This window comes from Thiohalocapsa halophila, assembly GCF_016583825.1.
Lineage (GTDB): Bacteria > Pseudomonadota > Gammaproteobacteria > Chromatiales > Chromatiaceae > Thiohalocapsa > Thiohalocapsa halophila.
On the sequence record NZ_NRRV01000016.1, the window covers coordinates 20,569 to 39,675 of the forward strand.

Annotated in this window: 18 protein-coding genes; 11 read left to right on the forward strand and 7 right to left on the reverse strand. The window is 67.2% G+C overall.

What is annotated here, in order from left to right; genetic code table 11:
• Nucleotides 1-238 precede the first annotated feature (238 nt).
• Entirely contained in the window at nucleotides 239-634 is a 396-nt protein-coding gene (locus CKO31_RS08670) for a hypothetical protein (RefSeq protein WP_200235974.1), read from the forward strand.
• Nucleotides 635-823: 189 nt separating this feature from the next.
• On the opposite strand, the gene narL is transcribed toward CKO31_RS08670, so the two are convergent.
• Both narL and CKO31_RS08680 read right to left on the reverse strand, forming a co-directional pair.
• Nucleotides 824-1,489: a two-component system response regulator NarL gene (narL, locus tag CKO31_RS08675; RefSeq protein ID WP_200235976.1), complete on the reverse strand. Its 666-nt coding sequence runs from the start codon at nucleotides 1,487-1,489 to the stop codon at nucleotides 824-826.
• On the reverse strand, nucleotides 1,486-3,564 hold the full coding sequence (locus CKO31_RS08680) for a type IV pili methyl-accepting chemotaxis transducer N-terminal domain-containing protein (RefSeq protein ID WP_200235978.1): 2,079 nt from the start codon (nucleotides 3,562-3,564) through the stop codon (nucleotides 1,486-1,488). Before CKO31_RS08680 ends, narL begins: the two co-directional genes overlap by 4 nt.
• Nucleotides 3,565-3,916: 352 nt before the next feature.
• Between CKO31_RS08680 and CKO31_RS08685 the strand changes: the two genes are divergently transcribed.
• The 9 genes from CKO31_RS08685 to CKO31_RS08725 all read left to right on the forward strand — a co-directional run bounded on the left by CKO31_RS08685 (nucleotide 3,917) and on the right by CKO31_RS08725 (nucleotide 12,987).
• Nucleotides 3,917-4,666 (forward strand): Crp/Fnr family transcriptional regulator, encoded by a 750-nt coding sequence (locus CKO31_RS08685; protein WP_200235980.1) that lies wholly within the window; start codon nucleotides 3,917-3,919, stop codon nucleotides 4,664-4,666.
• 173 nt (nucleotides 4,667-4,839) lie between these two features.
• Nucleotides 4,840-5,091, forward strand: coding sequence for a chaperone NapD (locus CKO31_RS08690; protein ID WP_200235982.1), 252 nt, complete (start codon nucleotides 4,840-4,842; stop codon nucleotides 5,089-5,091).
• A 72-nt stretch (nucleotides 5,092-5,163) separates the two neighbouring features.
• Entirely contained in the window at nucleotides 5,164-7,752 is a 2,589-nt protein-coding gene (napA, locus tag CKO31_RS08695; RefSeq protein ID WP_322789117.1) for a nitrate reductase catalytic subunit NapA, read from the forward strand.
• Nucleotides 7,753-7,982: 230 nt separating this feature from the next.
• A complete protein-coding gene (napG, locus tag CKO31_RS08700) occupies nucleotides 7,983-8,804 on the forward strand; it encodes a ferredoxin-type protein NapG (protein WP_242475249.1) in 822 nt (273 codons plus the stop codon).
• 188 nt (nucleotides 8,805-8,992) lie between these two features.
• The gene (gene napH / locus CKO31_RS08705) at nucleotides 8,993-9,907 is read left to right on the forward strand and encodes a quinol dehydrogenase ferredoxin subunit NapH (protein ID WP_200235986.1); all 915 of its coding nucleotides are present in this window, start codon (nucleotides 8,993-8,995) and stop codon (nucleotides 9,905-9,907) included.
• Nucleotides 9,908-10,071: 164 nt separating this feature from the next.
• Nucleotides 10,072-10,497 (forward strand): nitrate reductase cytochrome c-type subunit, encoded by a 426-nt coding sequence (locus CKO31_RS08710; RefSeq protein WP_200235988.1) that lies wholly within the window; start codon nucleotides 10,072-10,074, stop codon nucleotides 10,495-10,497.
• Nucleotides 10,498-10,644: 147 nt separating this feature from the next.
• On the forward strand, nucleotides 10,645-11,310 hold the full coding sequence (locus CKO31_RS08715; RefSeq protein ID WP_200235990.1) for a NapC/NirT family cytochrome c: 666 nt from the start codon (nucleotides 10,645-10,647) through the stop codon (nucleotides 11,308-11,310).
• A 305-nt stretch (nucleotides 11,311-11,615) separates the two neighbouring features.
• Nucleotides 11,616-12,617 carry a GTP 3',8-cyclase MoaA gene (gene moaA / locus CKO31_RS08720; RefSeq protein WP_200235991.1) on the forward strand — a complete coding sequence of 334 codons (1,002 nt, stop codon included), beginning with the start codon at nucleotides 11,616-11,618 and terminating at the stop codon, nucleotides 12,615-12,617.
• Between the two features lie 103 nt (nucleotides 12,618-12,720).
• Entirely contained in the window at nucleotides 12,721-12,987 is a 267-nt protein-coding gene (locus tag CKO31_RS08725; protein WP_200235993.1) for a CCDC90 family protein, read from the forward strand.
• Nucleotides 12,988-13,027: 40 nt separating this feature from the next.
• Here the strand turns inward: CKO31_RS08725 and CKO31_RS08730 are convergent, their stop codons facing one another.
• From CKO31_RS08730 to hcp, 5 genes are all read right to left on the reverse strand, one after another.
• Nucleotides 13,028-13,576, reverse strand: coding sequence for a Uma2 family endonuclease (locus tag CKO31_RS08730; protein WP_200235995.1), 549 nt, complete (start codon nucleotides 13,574-13,576; stop codon nucleotides 13,028-13,030).
• 209 nt (nucleotides 13,577-13,785) lie between these two features.
• Complete coding sequence (locus tag CKO31_RS08735; protein ID WP_200235997.1) at nucleotides 13,786-14,472, reverse strand: Crp/Fnr family transcriptional regulator; 687 nt, start codon at nucleotides 14,470-14,472, stop codon at nucleotides 13,786-13,788.
• Nucleotides 14,469-15,122, reverse strand: coding sequence for a hypothetical protein (locus CKO31_RS08740; protein ID WP_200235999.1), 654 nt, complete (start codon nucleotides 15,120-15,122; stop codon nucleotides 14,469-14,471). The genes CKO31_RS08735 and CKO31_RS08740 overlap by 4 nt, the downstream gene beginning before the upstream one ends.
• Nucleotides 15,119-16,789, reverse strand: a complete 1,671-nt coding sequence (locus CKO31_RS08745; protein WP_200236001.1) for a methyltransferase domain-containing protein — start codon at nucleotides 16,787-16,789, stop codon at nucleotides 15,119-15,121. The genes CKO31_RS08740 and CKO31_RS08745 overlap by 4 nt, the downstream gene beginning before the upstream one ends.
• Nucleotides 16,790-16,857: 68 nt before the next feature.
• Entirely contained in the window at nucleotides 16,858-18,150 is a 1,293-nt protein-coding gene (gene hcp, locus CKO31_RS08750; protein WP_200236003.1) for a hydroxylamine reductase, read from the reverse strand.
• A gap of 291 nt (nucleotides 18,151-18,441) precedes the next feature.
• On the opposite strand from hcp, the gene CKO31_RS08755 reads away from it, so the two are divergent.
• The gene (locus CKO31_RS08755) at nucleotides 18,442-19,092 is read left to right on the forward strand and encodes a c-type cytochrome (RefSeq protein ID WP_200236005.1); all 651 of its coding nucleotides are present in this window, start codon (nucleotides 18,442-18,444) and stop codon (nucleotides 19,090-19,092) included.
• Nucleotides 19,093-19,107 lie beyond the last annotated feature (15 nt).

The following is a 19,107-nucleotide window of genomic DNA, read 5'->3' on the forward strand; positions in this document are numbered from 1 at the left end:
ATAACGATACAGACGGCACCAATCTCTAAGGCGTCGGAGTCCACTCCGACGTGCTGGTTAGAGCTGTGATCAGCGCCTACTCAGGGTTTCCCCCCCTGCTCGTCTCAGGCCAGCATGGCTTGATCAAGCAGCCAGCAGCCCAGGTGGTCGGCATCGGGATGAACGCCGTCCGGTTTTTCATATTGGTGCTGATATGTATTGCAAGCGCCAAATTTCGCTCTCATAGCAGGTGCATACTGTGCTTCACCCAGATCAATTTCGGGTTAATGAAACCTGGATCGTCTTCAAATTGAATGACGCACCCCTCATCACTGATCGGGATGGCGACTTTAATGCCTTAGCATTAATGGACGCGGCAAGCGGCTTTATTCTGGATAGCAGCTTTGTCCCTTCAGAGCCGAACGAATTATCCCCGGCAGAAGCCGAGAGTCTATTGAGCAACGGCTATAGCCATAAGAAGCAGTTCCCCAAGGAGCTCATCGTCCCAGAAGAGCAGACCGCGAACAATCTGGCACTCGAGGCGGAGCGTTGGGGTATCAGCGTACGCCGTGCTCCGGATGCGCAGCTTCGCTTATTGATCTCTGACGCACGCGAAGCTTTTCAGGAGCATTTTGCCAGCGGTAGAGCTCAGTAGGGGCGTTGATCGTAACTCCGACCATGCGGATACCCGCAGCCTGGAGGGTGGACTGATCTGGGCCCGGCCCACGGCGGCGTCCAGCGTAGGTCGGCGCTGAGCGCCAGCGAAGCCCGACATCGGCCGCGGGCGCGGCTTCATCGCCTGAACGTCGGGCCTACGCCGGACCCTGGCTGTTTTGACGGTCCCTCAGCGATCCCTATCAGCGGCATTCACCGCCCACACCGCCGCCTCCACCCGGGTCTTGAGCCCGAGCTTCTTGAGCAGATGCTTGACGTGGACCTTGACCGTGCCGACGGCGACGTCGAGCTCGCGGGCGATGAGCTTGTTGCTGAAGCCGCGGGCGATGAGGTTCAGGATCTCGCGCTCGCGCGGCGTCAGGCCCGCCTGGTCCGGATGCAGGGGCTGGTCGGCCGGTGACTCGCGCAGGGCGCGGGCGATGAGCTCCGTCAGCTGCGGGCTGATGACCAGGCGTCCGTGCATGGCGTCCTGCAGCAGTGCCAGCATGTCCTCGGGCTCGGTGTCCTTGAGCAAATACCCGTCGGCGCCGGTGCGCAGGGCGGCCACCACGTCCGCTTCCAGGTCCGACACCGTGAGCATGACGATGCGCGCCTCCAGGGCGTCATCGCCCCGCAGCCGGCGCAGGGTCTCGATGCCGTCCATGCCCTTCATGTTCAGATCGAGCAGGATCAGGTCCGGCGTCAGCTCCCTGGCCAGACGCAGGCCCGTAGCGCCGTCGGCGGCCTCCCCCACCAGTGTCAGCGCCGGCTCCATGTCCAGCAGGTCGGCCACGCCCTTGCGGAACAGCGGGTGGTCGTCGATGACCAGCACACGGGTGTCCAGGGCGTCGGTCACGCGGGCTCTCCGGTCTTCGCAGCAGGCTGCTCGGTAGCGCCGTCGGATGCGGCCCCGGCGGACAGCGCCGGCGTGGGCTCGCCGCCACTGCTCAGCGCCCGCGGCCGAAAGCACAGCACGACGCGGGTGCCGCCGCCGGCACGGACCTGGATGTCAAGCGCACCGTCGAGGCTTTGCGCACGCTCGCGCATGATGGTGGTCCCGTGATGCAGCGCGGCGGTCCGCAGTGCCTCGGATGGCGGCGCGTGGGACGCCGGATAGCCGACGCCGTCGTCCCCGACGACGACCTGCACGCTCCCGCCGGCCTGGCCGATGATCACCCAGCAATCCCCGGCGCCGGCGTGGCGCACGACATTGGACAGGGCCTCGCGCACGATCTGCAGCACGTGCACCTCCTCGTTGGCGCCAAGCAGCCCGGGCGGCAGCCGATCCCGTAGCCGCATGCGTAAACTCCCGCGGTGCTCGAACTCCCGCACCGTGTCCGCCAGCGCGCTGCCGAGGCCGGCGCCGTCCATGCGCAGCCGGAAGGTCGTCAACAGCTCCCGCAACTGCCGGTAGGCGCTGGCGATGCCGGTGCGCATCTCCGCCAGGATGTCCGCCGGCGTGGCCTTGGCGCGGCGCTGCCCCGTCGCGGCGGCGCCGCGCTCGCCGGGCGCTGACGGCTGGGCCGGTGTGGCAGACGCCTCTGCGGCGCGCAGCGCGGCATCTAGTCGCGCCGCCTGAATCTTGAGGTAGGAGAGCGACTGCGCCAAGGAGTCGTGCAGCTCCCGGGCGAGGATGCTGCGCTCCTCGTGCAACACCAGCCGGCGGCTCTCGCGCATGCGCGCCCGCAGCGCCAGCGCCGTGGCCAGGTGTGCGGCGAGGGACTCCAGCAGCGGCTGCTGCCAGGACTCCAGCCGCCGCCCCGGCGACGGTAGTACCCGCAGCAAGCCCAAGCGCTGCTCGGCGTCGCCCACCGGGAGCTCCAGCAGCCGGTGCCGGCGACCCTCCGCCGTTGCCGGCGACGGTGGTCGGACGTTTGCGGCCAGCGCACCGCCGCAGAGCCGGCAATCCGCAGGGCCCAGGGTGGCGATCGCCGGTGCGCCCGCGCCGAGGGCCCCGGTACCGATGCAACCGCAATCGAGGCCTTCGGGGACATGGCGCAGGCAGAGTACCACCTCGGCGAGGCCGAGCTGGGCGCGCACGTCCAGCAGCACCCGGCGCAGCAGCTCCTCGGAGATCGGCGCCTCGTCCAGGGTGCGGCTGGTGCGATAGAGCAGCTCCAGGGAGTGGTTGGTGCGCGCCAGGTCGCGGGTCTTGGCGGCGACGCGCTCTTCCAGCTCCTCGTAGATGCGCGAGAGCCCGTCGGTCATCAGATTCATGGCCGCGCCGAGCCGGCCGAGCTCGTCGGTGCCGGTGACGCTGACCTGCGCCGAGAAGTCGCCCCGGCGCACCCGATCGGCGCAGCGCAGCAGCTCGCCGAGCGGGGTCACGACACGACGTTGGACGATCACCAGGGTCACCAGCACGGCGATGACGGTGAGCGCCAACGCGACGATCTGCATCCAGCGCAGCAGCTCGATGCGCCGCTCGGCGCGCTCCTCCAGCACTCGCACCAGGCCGTGGATGTCTGCGACGAAGTCGTCCACCTGCGCCAGGTAGTCCGCCCGGCCCGACGCCGCCGCGGCTGCGCCGTTGGCCGCCGCGAAGCTCGCCACGGCGCGGCGCATGTCGTGGACCCAGCGCCAGCGCACCCGCTCATAGGCCAGGCGCACCGAGTCGTTGGCGGCACCCGGCAGGGCATCGGTGAGCCGATGGCTGGTGAGGCGCTGCTCGTACTCGTCCGCCAAGCGCGCCGCCCGCTGCTGGCGCTCGGCCAGGGGTACGCTGGTATCCGTCAGCGCCGTGGCGATGCGGTAGGACTGCATGCGCAGCGTGCCGGATTGGTTCACCGCCGCCGCCATGCCACGGTTGATCTGGGCGATGACCATGGAGCCCACCATGCTGGTGACGCCGAGCCCCACCACGGCCGTCATCAACAGGCCGACGACGACGACGATGGAGCGGCGCTGGGGCACGGCAAGACTCTTGGGCATGGCGGTGGACGCCGCCTGGACGCGGACGGTGGCGAGCCAAAGCTCCGGTGACCATAGCACCGATCCGCAATCGCATCGCTGCGACCGGGCCCCGACCGCTGGAAACTGGGAGCTACCCCCAAATACCCCCGCCATACCTGCGAACCGGACACGGCTCGCCGCCCGGCCAAGAAAGCTCTTTTTGCACAGCTGCTTATGTGCTTACTCCGGCTACCACCAAGGGGGTAATCCAGGGTGTGCCGCTCGGGCTTTTGACGCCTTGCCGGCAGCGCGCGGGGGCCTAGGCTTGCGCAATATCAAGCAATCACCCGCGGATGGCGGGGTGATATCGGCGACGCCACTGAGCCTGCACGTGAACACCGAAGACCGCGAGAAGACCTGCCTCGGCCTGCTGACCCAGGCGCCCGGCTTTCCCGATCTGCCTACGGAGGCCGCCCGCTTCATCGCCGGCGGCTGCCACCGCCGCACTGCGGCCCGAGACCAGCTGCTGTACGAGAAGGGCGAGACCCTGACCGGATTCTTCGTACTGCTGGATGGCCGGGTGAAGCTCGCGGTGCTGTCGGCGGACGGCGCGGAGCGGGTCCTGGACATCGTGCTGCCCGGGCGGACCTTCGCCGAGTCCGCGGCGCTGCTGGGCCGCCCCTGCCCGCTCTATGCCCAGGCGCTCACCAACAGCCGGCTGCTGTTCGTCGAGCTGGCGCGGGTGCGCGAGGCCATGGAGCGCTGGCCCGCGGTCGGCTTGGCCATGCTGACGCTGGTGGCCGAGCGCAACCAGCGCCTCACCCATGACCTGGAGGCCTGTTGCCTGCACTCGGCCACGCAGCGGCTGGCCGGCTATCTGCTGCGTGAGGCAGTGACCGACGCCGACGCGCCGGACGCCGCCACCGTCACCCTGCCGGCGGCCAAGACCGTCGTCGCCTCCAGCCTGAATCTGTCCGCGGAGACCTTCTCCCGAGAGCTGCACGGCCTGGCGCACCGCGGGCTGGTGAGCGTGGACCGCCGTCAGATCCGCATCCCTTCTCTGAAACGACTGCGTGTGCTCGCCGGGGAAGGACCGAGGGCGACAGCGCCCCTGGCGCACCGAATCGCGAGCAATGGGTAGGCGCCAGGCAAGTACAACGACCAAACCGGGCATCAATGCCCATTGATATTAGTCAAGCAAGTGTATGCCCGGCAACGAATCTTGAGACGGCTCAAGAACAATCGCGGCCGCATGGGCGTAGCGTACGCAGCCAGCCAACGCGCCCCGCATCCACCCGAGCCCGGAGTCCGCCCATGAACATCTGCAGCTGCGTGGTCCATACCCACCCGGACACCGGTGCCGAGGTGGCACCGCGGCTGGCGGCGCTGCCGGGGGTGGAGGTGCACGCCGGTATGGAGGCGGACAAGCTGGTGGTCACCATCGAGGACGCCGGCGACAGCCTGGCCGCGGACACCCTGGGCGCCCTGACCCGGGTGCCCGGCGTCATCAACGCCGTGCTCATCTACCACTACGGCGGTGACGACGCCGCCCACCCGGCCGCCTGACGGGCGACCCGCCTGGCCATCTGCGCGAACAACGCCATCACCACTCGCGACCCCCTTCCGGAGGAGACCGCCGTGACCGACACCCGGGACATTTCCCGCCGCGACTTCATCAAGTCCCAGGCCGCCATCGCCGCCGCCTCCGTGGCCGGTGTCACGCTGCCGACGAGCCTACTCGCGCAAGCACAGGACCAAGCCGCCGACCCGAACATCCGCTGGGACAAGGCACCCTGCCGCTTCTGCGGCACCGGCTGCTCGGTGCTGGTGGGCAGCAAGGACGGCAAGGTCATCGCCAGCCAGGGCGACCCGGACGCGCCGGTGAACCGCGGCCTCAACTGCATCAAGGGCTACTTCCTGCCGAAGATCCTCTACGGGCGGGACCGGCTCACCCGCCCGCTGCTGCGCAAATGGAACGGCCGGTACGACAAGGACGGCGACTTCGAGGCCGTCTCCTGGGACGAGGCCTTCGACGTCATGGCCGAGCACTGGAAGAAGGCCCTGAAGCAGAGCATGGACGAGAACAAGGGCAAGTCCGTGGACGAGATGACCTCCCGCGTCGGCCTGTTCGGCTCGGGCCAATGGACGGTCTGGGAGGGCTATGCGGCGAGCAAGCTGCTCAAGGCGGGCATGCGCTCCAACAACCTGGACCCGAATGCGCGGCACTGCATGGCGAGCGCCGTGGGCGCCTTCATCCGCGCCTTCGGCATCGACGAGCCCATGGGCTGCTATGACGACCTGGAGCACGCCGATGTCTTCGTGCTCTGGGGCGCGAACATGGCGGAGATGCACCCGATTCTGTGGTCGCGGCTCACGGACACCAGGCTCTCCAAGCCCGGCTGCGAGGTGCATGTGCTGAGCACCTTCCAGCACCGCTGCTACGAGCTGGCCGACAACCCGATCATCTTCGCGCCGCAGACGGACCTCGCGATTCTCAATTACATCGCGAACTACATCATTCAGACCGAGGCCTACGATAAGGCCTTCATCGACAAGCATGTCCAGTTCGAGACGGCCACCACGGACATCGGCTATGGCCTGCGCCCGGAGCATCCGCTGGAGCAGCAGGCGGCCAACGCCGGCGTCGGCGCCAAAAAGCCCTCGAGCTTCGAGGCATTCGCCAAGCAGGTGGCGCCCTACACGCTTGAGTACGTGTCCGAGCTCTCCGGCGTGCCGAAAGATAACCTGCTGCGCCTGGCCAAGGCCTACGCGGACCCGAACAAGAAGGTCTCAAGCTTTTGGACCATGGGCTTCAACCAGCACACCCGCGGCGTCTGGGTGAACGGCAGCTGCTACAACGTGCACCTGCTGATGGGCAAGATCAGCGAGCCCGGCAACAGCCCCTTCTCGCTCACCGGGCAGCCGTCCGCCTGCGGCACGGCGCGGGAGGTGGGCACCTTCGCCCACCGGCTGCCGGCGGACCTGGTCGTCAAGAAGCCCGAGCACCGCGCCTTCTCGGAGCAGGTCTGGCAGCTGCCCGAGGGCACGCTGAACGGCAAGGTGGGCTATCACGCGGTGCTGATGCACCGGATGATGAAAGACGGCCTGATGAACTGTTACTGGCAGATGTGCAACAACAACATGCAGGCCGCCGCCAACCTCAACGAGGAATCCTATCCCGGCTGGCGCAATCCGGACGTGTTCGTCACCGTCTCGGACCCCTATCCGACGGTCTCCGCCCAGGCGGCGGACCTGGTGCTGCCGACGTCCATGTGGGTAGAGAAGGAAGGCGCCTACGGCAACGCCGAGCGCCGCACCCAGTTCTGGCGCGAGCAGACCGACGCCCCCGGCGAGTCCAAGTCCGATCTCTGGCAGATCATGGAATTCAGCAAGCGCTTCAAAGTGGAGGACGTCTGGCCGCCGGAATTGATCGAAAAGGCCCCCGAGTACGCCGGCAAGAGCCTCTACGAGATCCTCTTCACCAATGGTGAGGTGGACAAGTATCCCTTCGAGGGCAAGATTACCGACGCGCGCGGCAACGAATACCGCAATCACGAGAGCCGGGACTTCGGCTATTACGTGCAGAAAGGCCTGTTCGAGGAGTACCGGAAGTTCAATTCGGGCCCCGATATCATCAAAAAGGGCCATGAGATGGCCGAGTTTCAGGCGTACCACGAGTCCCGCGGCCTGCGCTGGCCGGTCATCGACGGCAAGGAGACGCTGTGGCGCTTCCGCGAAGGCTATGACCCGCACGTGGCCGCCTTCAACCCGGATGTCGAGAAGGGTGATGTCTACTTCTACGGCAACGCCAACGGCCGCGCCAACATCATCTTCGCGCCCTACGAGCCCGCCGCGGAGAGTCCGGACGAGGAATTCGACCTCTGGCTCTGCACCGGCCGCGTTCTGGAGCACTGGCACTCGGGCTCCATGACCCGCCGGGTGCCGGAGCTCTACCGCGCCGTGCCGGACGCCGTGATCTACATGAGCAAGGACGACGCCAAGTCTCGGCGCCTGCGCGACGGCCAGATGGCGCTCATCAAGACCCGGCGCGGGCAGATCAAGGCCCGCGTCGAGACCCGCGGGCGCAATCGGCCCCCGAACGGCCTGGTCTTCGTGCCCTGGTTCGACGCCAACCGGCTGGTGAACAAGCTGACGCTGGATGCGACCGATCCGCTCTCGAAAGAGACGGACTATAAGAAGTGTGCTTGTCGGGTGGAGCGGGTGTGACGGAAGTACGGAGTACGGAGTACGGAGTACGGAGTACGGCGTACGGAGTACGGAGTACGGAGTACGATTGCGCTCGTCAGTACATCAGGTGCTGTCGCCAATCTGGAGGCCACATGCAAGGCACCTCCCATTCGAGATGCGAGACCAATTGGCACCCCGTACTTCGTACTTCGTACTTGGTACCCCGTACTCAATGACGCACCCGCATGCCAGCTAAACCATCGAAACCCATGCACCGCCGCGACTTCCTAACGGGCCTCGCCCGCACCGCCGCCGGCGTGGGCCTCATGGGCCTCGGGCTGGGACTCTACAGCCGGCGCGCGGCGAGTCTGCCGGCCTGGGCGCTGCGCCCGCCGGGGGCCTTGCCGGAGGCCGACTTCGACGGTGCCTGCATCCGCTGCGGGCTGTGCGTGCGCGATTGCCCCTTCGACATGCTGCACCTCGCCCGGCTCGGGCAGGACATCCCCACGGGCACGCCCTATTTCGTCGCCCGCGAGGCCGGCTGCGAGATGTGCGAGGACATCCCCTGCGTCAAGGCCTGCCCGACGCAGGCGCTGGACCATGGCCTCACGGACATCAACGATGCCGACATGGGCCTGGCGGTGGTCAGCGATCAGGAGGCCTGCATCGCCTTCCAGGGCCTGCGCTGCGAGGTCTGCTTCAACATCTGCCCCATCCGCGGCGAGGCCATCACGCTGGAGTACCGGCGCAACACCCGCTCCGGCAAGCATGCACTGTTCATTCCGGTGGTGCACTCGGACCGCTGCACCGGCTGCGGCAAGTGCGAGGAGGCCTGCATCCTGGAGGAGGCCGCCATCAAGGTGCTGCCGCGGCATCTGATCCAGGGCAAGCTCGGCGAGCACTACCGACTCGGCTGGGACGAGCAACAGCGCGCCGGCGGCGCCCTGGTCACCCCGGACGCCGAGCACCGCTACAACCTGCCCGAAGGCATGCGCTATGACCACGGCGGAGAGGGGTTGATCGAGGCGCCGGACGACGCGCCCTTCTCGGACAACCCGTTGGATACGCTGAATGGCGGAGGGGCTTTATGACGAAGTTTGAAGTGAGAAGTTTGAAGTGTGAAAGGGGCGCGAGTTCTCGGGATGAACTTGGGCAGCGCTTCTCTCAGGTCTTCTGTAACACACTGGCAATGTTGATTAGGTAAGGGCAGCAGCGCGCTGATGGACATGCGGATTCTTTCAAACTTCAAACTTCAAACTTCAAACTTCTCATCCCGCTCATGAGCGAGCAAGGCACCAAAGCAAGCAGTCCATCCCGGCCCTGGCTCCACCGCCACCGCTGGCTCGTGCTGCGGCGCTTCAACCAGCTGGGCATCCTGGCCATGTTCATGCTGCCGCCGCTGTTCGGCGGGATGTTCGCCGCGGGGAATCTGTCCTCCAGCATGACGCTGGACATCCTGCCGCTGACGGACCCGCTGCTGCTTGTGCAGTCCATGCTCACAGGTGCCTGGCCGGCGCTGACGGGCTTCGTCGGTGCCGCTCTGGTGCTGGTGTTCTATGCCGTGCTCGGCGGGCGGGTGTTCTGCTCCTGGGTCTGCCCGGTGAACCTGGTGACGGACTTTGCGGCCTGGCTCAGGCGCCGGCTCGGCATCCGCGCCGGCGGGCGTATCTCCCGGAATCTGCGCTGGTGGCTGCTGGGGCTGGTGCTGCTGCTGCCGCTGGTGACCGGCGCCATGGTCTGGGAGTACGTGAACCCCGTGTCCATGCTGCACCGGGGCCTGATCTTCGGGCTCGGCTACGCCTGGCTGATCCTCGCGGCCGTGTTTCTCTACGACCTGCTCGTCGTCCCCCGCGGCTGGTGCGGGCACCTGTGCCCGATGGGCGCCTGCTATGCCGCCATCGGCGCCGCCGCGCCGGTGCACATCGCCGCTCCGCGCCGGGCCCGATGCGACGACTGCATGGACTGCTTCACGGTCTGCCCGGAGCCCCAGGTCATCAAGCCGGCGCTCAAGGCCGCGGCGGGCCACGGCCCGGTCATCGACAGCATCGACTGCACCAAGTGCGGGCGTTGCGTGGAGGTCTGCGACCGCGAGGTGTTCGGGCTGGCGCTCGGGTGGGTCGGCCCGGATGGCCATCTGCGCCGCGAGGCCGAGGCTCGGCAGACGCCGGCCGGCTTGCAGGAGGGCTCGGCATGACGACCGCCGTAGGGTGGATGAGCGCAGCGAAATCCACCCACTCGCGGTGGACTGCGCTTCGCTTGTCCACCCTGCGCGACGGCATTAGGGGCACGGCAGCGCCTGACACGGCCGGCGCGCCACAGCATGGGCGCGCGCAAGATCAACGAAGAGAGGGTGGAGCAATGAATCGATCAATCACCGCCGCACTGCTCGGCGCCGTCGCCTTGGCCGCGAGCACGCTCTGTGCGGCAGAAGAGGTGTCCTCGCTGCGCGGCCATGCCGTCACCGACGACTCGGACGCGGTGCTGAACAAGCAGACCCTGTCGGTGCCCGGCGGCTTCGACGTGGCCTGGGAGGAGCAGCCGCCGATGATCCCCCACCCCATCGACAACTACAGCATCGACCTGCGCCAGAACGGCTGCCTCAAATGCCACAGCCCGGCCACCTTCGAGGCCAACAACGCCCCGGTCATCGCCGACAGCCACTTCTTCGACCGCGACGGCAAGCGTACCGAGAAGGTGGCCCCCAGGCGCTATTTCTGCACCCAGTGCCACGCGCCGCAGGCCGGCGCGATGCCGCTGGTGGAGAACATCTTACCGAGCCGCTGACGACACGCGGTCGCTCAGGCTGAGCGCCGGCGAAGCCCGACATGCGCGTCGGTCGCGGGCGCGGCGTCGGACCTTCCGGCGTCGACCCCGACCTCCGCGCGGCATCCGCGTCCGCTCGCCGCCACCTAATCACGAATGGGGCACGCCATGTCCGACACCACCAAAGCCAAGACCTCCCGCACCCGCTCGTCCTATGCGCGCAAGGCAACCTTCTGGACCCTGCTCGTCGGCGTCACCATCGGCATCATCTTCTGGGGCGGCTTCAACACCGCCATGGAGGCGACGAACACCGAAGAGTTCTGCATCTCCTGCCACGAGATGGAGGTGAACGTCTACGAGGAGTACACGGACACCATCCACTACACCAACCGCACCGGTGTGCGTGCCACCTGCCCGGACTGCCATGTGCCGAAGGACTGGGTGCACAAGGTCGTGCGCAAGGTGCATGCCACCAAGGAGCTCTACCACCATTTCAAGGGCAGTGTGGACACGCCGGAGAAGTTCGAGGCCGAGCGCTTCCGGCTCGCGCAGAACGTCTGGAGCCAGATGAAGAAGACCGACTCCCGCGAATGCCGCAACTGCCACGACTTCGACTCCATGGACTACACCAAGCAGGAGCACCGCTCCAGCCAGGGCCACCAGGACGCCGAGGACGCGGGGCTCACCTGCATCGACTGCCACAAGGGCATCGCCCACAAGCTGCCCATGCAGTACGACCCGGAGAAGGACGCCCCCGGCAAGAGCGCGTTCTACACGCGGCTGGAGGAGCCCCACACCGGCACCCAGTCGCCGGGCCCCGGCGAGCAGGACTAGGCGACGGCCCCGGCGGATCGGGCTCGCGCAACGGCGGGCGGGGCCGGATACCGACCCGAGCGGGGCACGCAGGGCGAAGCGTGCGCTCCATCCCGGCGCTGCGCGTCGATCATCGGGCCTCCCAGCGTCGGCCCGATCTACGCCGGGGCACCGGGCAGCAAACCCCCAAAAATGCCAGGTTTGTGGGAACGCGAAGGCAGCCAGCGCACCGTTGTCCGAAACGGTTACCATTCATACCTGCGTCACACTTCCAGCTGGGCGCAGCGCAATGCCGAGCCCACTCAAACTTCAGTCCTCATCAGGCCATGTCGGAACAACAATCCCAGCTCATCGACCGCTTCGGCCGGCACATCACCTATGTGCGCCTCTCCGTCACCGACCGCTGCGATCTGCGCTGCGTCTACTGCATGGCCGAGGACATGACCTTCCTGCCGCGAGCGCAGGTGCTCACCCTGGAGGAGATCGCCCGGCTCGGCCGGTGCTTCAGCGAGCTGGGCGTCACCAAGCTCCGCGTCACCGGCGGCGAGCCCCTGGTGCGGCGCAACGTCGTCTGGCTGTTCGAGCAGCTGGGCGCCCTGCCCGGCATCCGGGACCTGACGCTTACCACCAACGGCACCCAGCTGCCCAAGTACGCCCGGGCACTCAAGGATGCCGGCGTCACCCGCATCAATATCAGCTTGGACTCGCTGAAGCCCGAGCGCTTCCAAGCCATCACCCGCAAGGGCGAGCTGGACAAGGTCCTGGCCGGTATCGACGCGGCATTGGCGGCCGGCTTCCAGCGCGTCAAGCTCAACAGCGTCGTGCTCAAGCACCGCAACCACGACGAGGTCTGCGACCTGGTGCAGTTCGCGCTCGACCGCGGCATGGACCTGAGCTTTATCGAAGAGATGCCGCTCGGGGTCATCGGCGACCACGACCGTGCCGAGGCCTTCTACTCCAGCGACGAGATCCGCCGGGACCTCGCCGAGCGCTTTGAGCTGCTCCCCACCACCGAGACCACCGGCGGCCCGTCGCGCTACTGGCGCATCGCCGGCAGCGACAACCGCGTCGGCTTCATCTCGCCGCACAGCCACAACTTCTGCGGCGACTGCAACCGCGTACGCGTCACCGCCGAGGGCCGGCTGCTGCTCTGCCTGGGCCAGGAATTCTCCACCGACCTGCGCCGGGCGCTGCGGGCCAACCCCACCGACGACGAGCGGGTGAAGCAGTCCATCCGCCAGGCCATGTCCATCAAGCCCCGCGGCCACGACTTCGAGCTGACGGAGCAGCCAATCATCTTTCGGCACATGAACGCCACGGGGGGGTGAAGCCGCCGCCCGACCTGGATTTCGAGGGCTGCCCCGGGGCGTGGCATCGCCGGGCAGCGACCCATGCTTGACGAGCCAGACGCCGGAACCCAGCCTCCATGCCATGAGCGCAATCACCTTCGACACCCACAAGTTCATCCGCAAGCTGGAGGAGGCCGGATTCGACCCACGGCAGGCGGAAGCCGTCGCCGCCGCCTGCAGAGAAGCGCAAGGAGAGGCCGAGCTCGCGACCAAACGCGACATCGAACGGCTCGAGGCCAAGCTCGAGACCCGTTTCGAGCGTCAGGAGGGTGAGCTGCGCCTCAACCGTTGGAGGCTTGGGCTGATGCTCGCCGGTGTGGTTTCCCTCATCCTCAAAGCGTTCTCCTGACTTGCTGCGGCGGCCCCTGGACTTGCGCTGACCAGCGCACCTACTCGCCCCCGAGCATGTCGGCCAGGTCCAGCTCCACCGCCTCGAACGGCGGCACGCGTGCCCGCTCGGCGTCCTTCAGCGTCGCAATGACACGCCATTCCCCGCCCTCCAGCGCATGGGCGACGAGCGCGTTGTCCTCCGGCCAGATGAGCCAGTAGAAGGGCACGCGGTGCCGGCGCAGCAAGAGCGGCATGGCCAGCGTGTCCTTCTTCTCGTGGCCGGGGGAGACGATCTCGCAGACCCAGTCCGGCGGCAGGTCGATGATGCCGTCCGGGAGCCGCGGCAGGCGCTCGCGGCGCCAGCCGGCAAGGTCGTGGCGCGGGCACTCGTGCGGCTCGTAGGCGACGCTGACGTCGGTGAGAATCCACCAGCCGCCCGGGTCTGCGCCGCCGGCAAAGGGGCCCAGGTGCCGGCTTGCCTGACTCTGCGCCTGCGCATGCCGCGCGCGCGTCATCGGCCGCCGCACGATCTCGCCGCCGATCAGCTCCACGTCTTCCTCCGGATGCGACAGCAGGTCGTCCAGGGTCTTCAGCTTCAGGGCTTCCATCGGTCACCTCCGCGCTCGGGCTGCCTCAACGCCGGCCATCATCGCGCAAGCCCGCCCGCGGCTCCAACCCGACGACGACGACCGTTGCTGCAGTTGCGAGCGGCTACGCCCGACAAGAGACTAAGACGCCCCCTGCAAGGGACCGAACATGCCCTGCTGCGCGTTCCCGGCTCCACGTGCGGCCCGCACTCCCGCCTGTGGCTGCTCCCTCAGCCGCCCTCACCCGCCCGCCGCAGCGCATCCAGGTCCAGGATCTCGATCAGATCGCCGGAGACCTGCACAATCCCCTGCTCCGAGAGCCTGCGTGTCACCCGCGACCAGGTCTCCGGCTTGATGGACAGCCGGGAGGCGAGCACGGCCTTGGAGACCCGCAGCCGGATGGACGGCTGCGTGCCGGCGTCCTGACCACCCACCTCACCCAGCAGCCAGCGCGCCACCCGCCCCTGAGCCGAGAGCAGGGTCAGGCTGTCGATCTCCGCGATCATCGCATGCAGCCGCCGGCTCAGGTCCCCGAGCAGCGCAAAGCAGGTCTCCGGGGACTCCCGCAGCATGGCCTTGAAGTCCGCGCCGTCGATGGCCAGCAGCCGCGTCGGCTCCAGCGCCGCGGCACACACCGGATAGCGCTCCGTGCCCATGAACAAGAGCGCCTCCGCGAAGATCTGCCCCGGCCCAATCAGCTCGATGACCTTCTCGCCGCCGTCGGCCCCGAGCCGAAACAGCCGCATGCGCCCGTCGCGCACGAAATAGAAGCGTGCAGCCGGATCGTCCTGGTGGAACAACATCTGCCCCGATGCCAGGCGCACCGGCGCCGCGCGCTGCCGCACCCGCTCCAGCCGCGCGTCGTCGAGGGCCGCGAACAGGGGTGCCTGGCGAAGCTCTTCGTGCTGGGCGCTCAATAGAAGGGATTGCGTCGGTTGAAGGCGTCCACCAGCCGGTGTGGATAGGTTGCTGCCTGGAGCGACTCTGGTATGCCGGCGGGCGCGAGATCCAGTGAGTCAGGATCACCCGGGTCGAACAGCAATATCCCGATTTCCTCATAAAGCTCAGGCGCGTCCGTCGGCAGCCGGCGTTGGGCGATGCCGGACATCAGCACCGCGGCCTCGCCGAGTACGGTCCCAAATTTCTTCGATGACAGTGCAGACTCGGCTTTGCCAAGGAAGAAAAGATGCCCGCAAATGGCGTAGGGAAAGCGACGATGCAGCTCGAGCGCCTCCATCACCATGTCCCGATAGCGGTTCTTCAGATTCTTCCGCGGATCGAACACCAAGCCCTTCACGCCAGAAGTCAATAATAGGCCGTGGCGCTCATCTGACAGGTAGACATCGACACCCTTGGTGCCGTAGCCGCCCATGAAAGATTTGTCGCGATTGCCGCTCGGCGCCCGTGCATGCTCCAAGCCGAGATCGTTCAGGGTGGCGGCGAGGATGCGAGAGATCTCGTGGCTCAATGCCTCCGTATAATTCTTCTTCAGAGCACCGGATGCGTCCGGAACAGGCCTCTCCCGCCCGCGGATCAGCTCCGCCAGAGATGCAGCAAAATCTGTCATTGCTTGGTACGCCGTGACCGCGCCAGACGACGCTCGACCAGCGCCGCCCGCGCTTGTCGCAGGCATTCGACGTCTTGCGTGGACAAACCCAATTGGTCTGTCAGTATGAGCCTGTCGGCCGTCTGCACGACGGTTTTGAAATCCCCATCCCGCAACGATGCGTCTGCCTGCCCAAACGCCGCGCTCAATTCCTGCTCGCCACAGATCGGCAGCACGAGCCGGACGCGCTGCATTTCCGTGGGCTCCAGCTTGAGGATGCCACCGCCGTAGCTGCGGCCCACCAGCTCCATGCTGAGCAGCGACAGGCTGCTCGCGAGCCCGAGCACGACACGCACCGCGAGCATCGGATTGGCGAGCCGAAGACCATGCAGGCTGTTTGGATAGAGTGCATTCCCGCAGTTGACACTGGCACGAGGCTCGCTGCCGATCATGTAGGGCAGCAGCACATCCGCCCGAATCAGTCCCGGAACGCGCCACCAGGGTTTACGCGTACGGCACTTGTAGCGGGCTGGGATACCTGCACGCTCGCCGGCGCGCTGAAAGGCTTCGAGCGCAACGCTGTCGGCAGCGAAGAGGTCGTCCTCGCGCGGCAGAATGAGGTGGTGCGGCACGCCACGCGCCTCGGCACACGCAATATCCCGCTGCGTAAACGTCAAGCCCACAAGTGACCGGCTGTTGCGCGCAATCGGCAGCAGCCACTCCTGCGGCAGCTCGCGCTGGGCACCATCTGCGGCGGTACAGTGAAAAAACTCGTTGGCGCCGGACACATAGCCGTTGGCCACCTCCCCCAGGGAGCACAGCTCCACCACATCAGCGCGGTCAATCAGCCGAAGGTACAGGTCACGGGCCGCGGGCGCGACAAAAGCAAGCCCCAGACGGCCACCACGGGCGGTATCCAGACTGAACCCATCCTGCCCGGCCGCAGACACGGCGAATCCAGCAAGATCCTGGATGCGGTCCAAGGGCACCAGCTCGGCGGATGCCGTTGCGCCGCCCCGATCTTCCGCCAGCAGCAGAAAAGTCTCTTGCTGCGCATCGTCGAACCAGTTCCGACGAAACGTCAGCAGGCGAACGCGCGCAAACCCAGCGCACAGTGCGCGCAGCGTCTCGGTACCGTAAGCCGTCTGGGCCAATTCGGCCGGCACCACCATGCCCATGGCACCGCCGGGGCGCAGGAACTGCATCGCGTGCAGCAGGAACGGCGCCCAAGAGGCCGACAAGCGGCTGAGCCGCGCACCGACGCGCAGCGCCGAGGCCAAGGCCCGGGCGCGAGTCTCGCCGGAGAAGTGCTGATAGCGGATGAAAGGCGGATTGCCGACCACCAGATCGACGTGGGCCTCCCGCTCCGGTGCCAGCAGGAAGAAATCGCCCTGGTGCCAATCAGCCCCGGACCCGGCATCGCTCAGACTGGCTTTGGCTGTGCGCAGCGCGACGGGGTCCAGATCACAGCCGACCAGACGCGTCGCGCCTTGGCGAGCTGCGGCGACGAGGAAGCGCCCATCGCCGCAGGACGGATCCATCACCGCCCCACCACCGAGCCCCAAGCCCCAGGTCACCAGGAAGTCGACCACGGGCGCAGCCGTGTAGTAAGCGCCGAGGGCCTTGCGGCAGCTCGCACTCGACGCCGTGGGCGCGCTGTGAGTACTGGCGGCCGGTGCTTTGGACATGCCCTAAGTATGCCAGGAGAGTATGCCAGGGACAGCACCGGCCGCGTAGCCGGTCCGATCGCTGCCCGTCAGGCGCCCACGGCCACCCGCAGATCCGCCTGCGCATCCTGCCCGGTGAGCCGCAGGTCGTAGCGCTCCTGGAGGATCTTGAAGACTTTCGGCGACACGAAAGCCGGCGGGTTCGGGCCCAGGGTGATGCCGGTGACGCCGAGGTGCAGCAGGGTCAGCAATACGGCGACGGCCTTTTGCTCGAACCAGCTGATGACCAACGTCAGCGGCAGGTCGTTGACGCCGCAGTCGAAGGCGTCGGCGAGCGCCTGCGCGACGGCGATGGCACCGTAAGCGTCGTTGCACTGACCCATATCCATCAGGCGCGGCAGGCCCAGGTGCTCGCCGTACTCGTGGTCGCGGATGCGGTACTTGCCGCAGCCGAGGGTCAAGATGAAGGAGTCGTCCGGCGTCGCTTGCGCATAGTCGGTGAAGTAGTTGCGGCCCTTCTCGGCGCCGTCGCAGCCGCCGATGACGAAGAACCGGCTGATCTGCCCCGCCTTGACCGCGTCGACGATGGTCTGTGCCTTGTCCAGCAAGACGCTGCGGTGGAAGCCGATGGTGGACTCGCCGACGATGCGCTCCGCGCAGGGCTCGGCGGCCAGCGCGGCGGCGATGACGGGCTGAAAGTCACCGGACTCCAGGCAGGTACCACCGGGCACGGCGACGGCATTGGTGGTGAACAGCCGGCCCTTATAGCTGTCCGGGGGGATCAGCACACAGTTGGTGGTGCCCACCACCGGCCCGGGAAAGGCCGCGAATTCCTTTTTCTGCTCCTGCCAGGCACCGCCGTAGTGGCCGGCGAGGTTCGGATGCTCGCGGAAGTGCTGGTACATGTGCGCCGGCAGCATCTCGCCATGGGTGTAGACCTTGATCTCGGTGCCTTCCACCTGCTGCAAGAGCTGCCACAGGTCCATCAGGTCGTGGCCGGTGATGAGGATGCCGGGGCCCGCCTGGGTGCCTTCCTTGACCTTGGTGGGCGCCGGCTTGCCGAAGGTCTCCACGTGCCCCTGATCCAGCATCTGCATCACGCGCAGATTCATCTCCCCGCACTTCAGGCAATAGCCGAGCAGGGTGTCGAGGTCGAAGTTGACGTTGGTCATGGTGGCGAACAGGGCCTCCTCGATGAAGGCCGAGACGGCCTCATCGCTCTGGCCGAGCCGGCGGGCATGGTGGGCATAGGCGGCCATGCCTTTCAGACCAAAGAGCAGCGTCTCCTGGAGGGACTGGATGTCTTCGTCTTTGCCGCAGGTACCGGGGGAATTGACGCAGGCGGATTGGCGGAAGGTCTGTTCGCACTGGTTGCAATACATGAAGCGGACTCGCTATTGGGTTGGCGCGCGGCGCGCGTTGTATAGGCCACGGCTCGAATTGGGCCTAGGGCCTGGGGCGAGTCTCGGTGCGCTCCGGGGCTTGGGCCTTGACTCGAATCAAGCCCCATTTCGCGGTGTTGACCAGCGTCAGGCCGGGTGGGAAATCGCCCGCCGCGGAGACAGCCTTGAGGCGCATCAAGGCCGGGCGGGGACTGCGGCGGCAACTTGATGCCGCGTTCTCAACGAGCGCGCGGCCAGCGACCGCGCGCCTGCCGCACCAAAGGAGCCCCCATGCATGCACTGCACAACCGCCGGCCCGGACTTGCCGCGCGCATCGATCCGCCCAAACCCCACCCGCCTGCAGGCGTCGGGCTACTCGCCCTGCTAGCGCTCGCCTTGGTCCTCTCAAGCCCCGTCGCAGGCGCCGGCGACGTCCGCTCCGCGGACATGCTGGCCCACACCTGCGCCGGCTGCCACGGCACCGACGGCGCCAGCGCCGGCGCGGCCATGCCCACCATCGCCGGCATGAACAAGAGCTACCTCCTCACCGTGCTCACGGACTACAAGACGGGGCTGCGCCAGTCCACCATCATGGGCCGCATCATGCGCGGCTATACGGACCAGGAGATCGCCGCCATGGCCGGATGGTTCGCAGCCCGCCCCTGGGTCTCCACCGAGCGCCCGGTGGACGGGCAGGTCGCGCACCGCGGCGAGCAAATCCACCTGTCGCGCTGCGAGACCTGCCATGCAGACGGCGGCCGCGGACAGGACGCGACCTCGCCGCGCCTCGCCGGACAATGGGCACCCTACATCCGCCACGTGCTCAAGGCCTGCCGCGATACCGGCCTGCGCTGCAAGACCAGACAGGGCGCCGAGCGGGTCATGGCGTTGGATGACGCCGAGATCGACGCCCTCGCCCACTACTACGAGAGCCAGAAGTGAGCCCGCTTGAACATG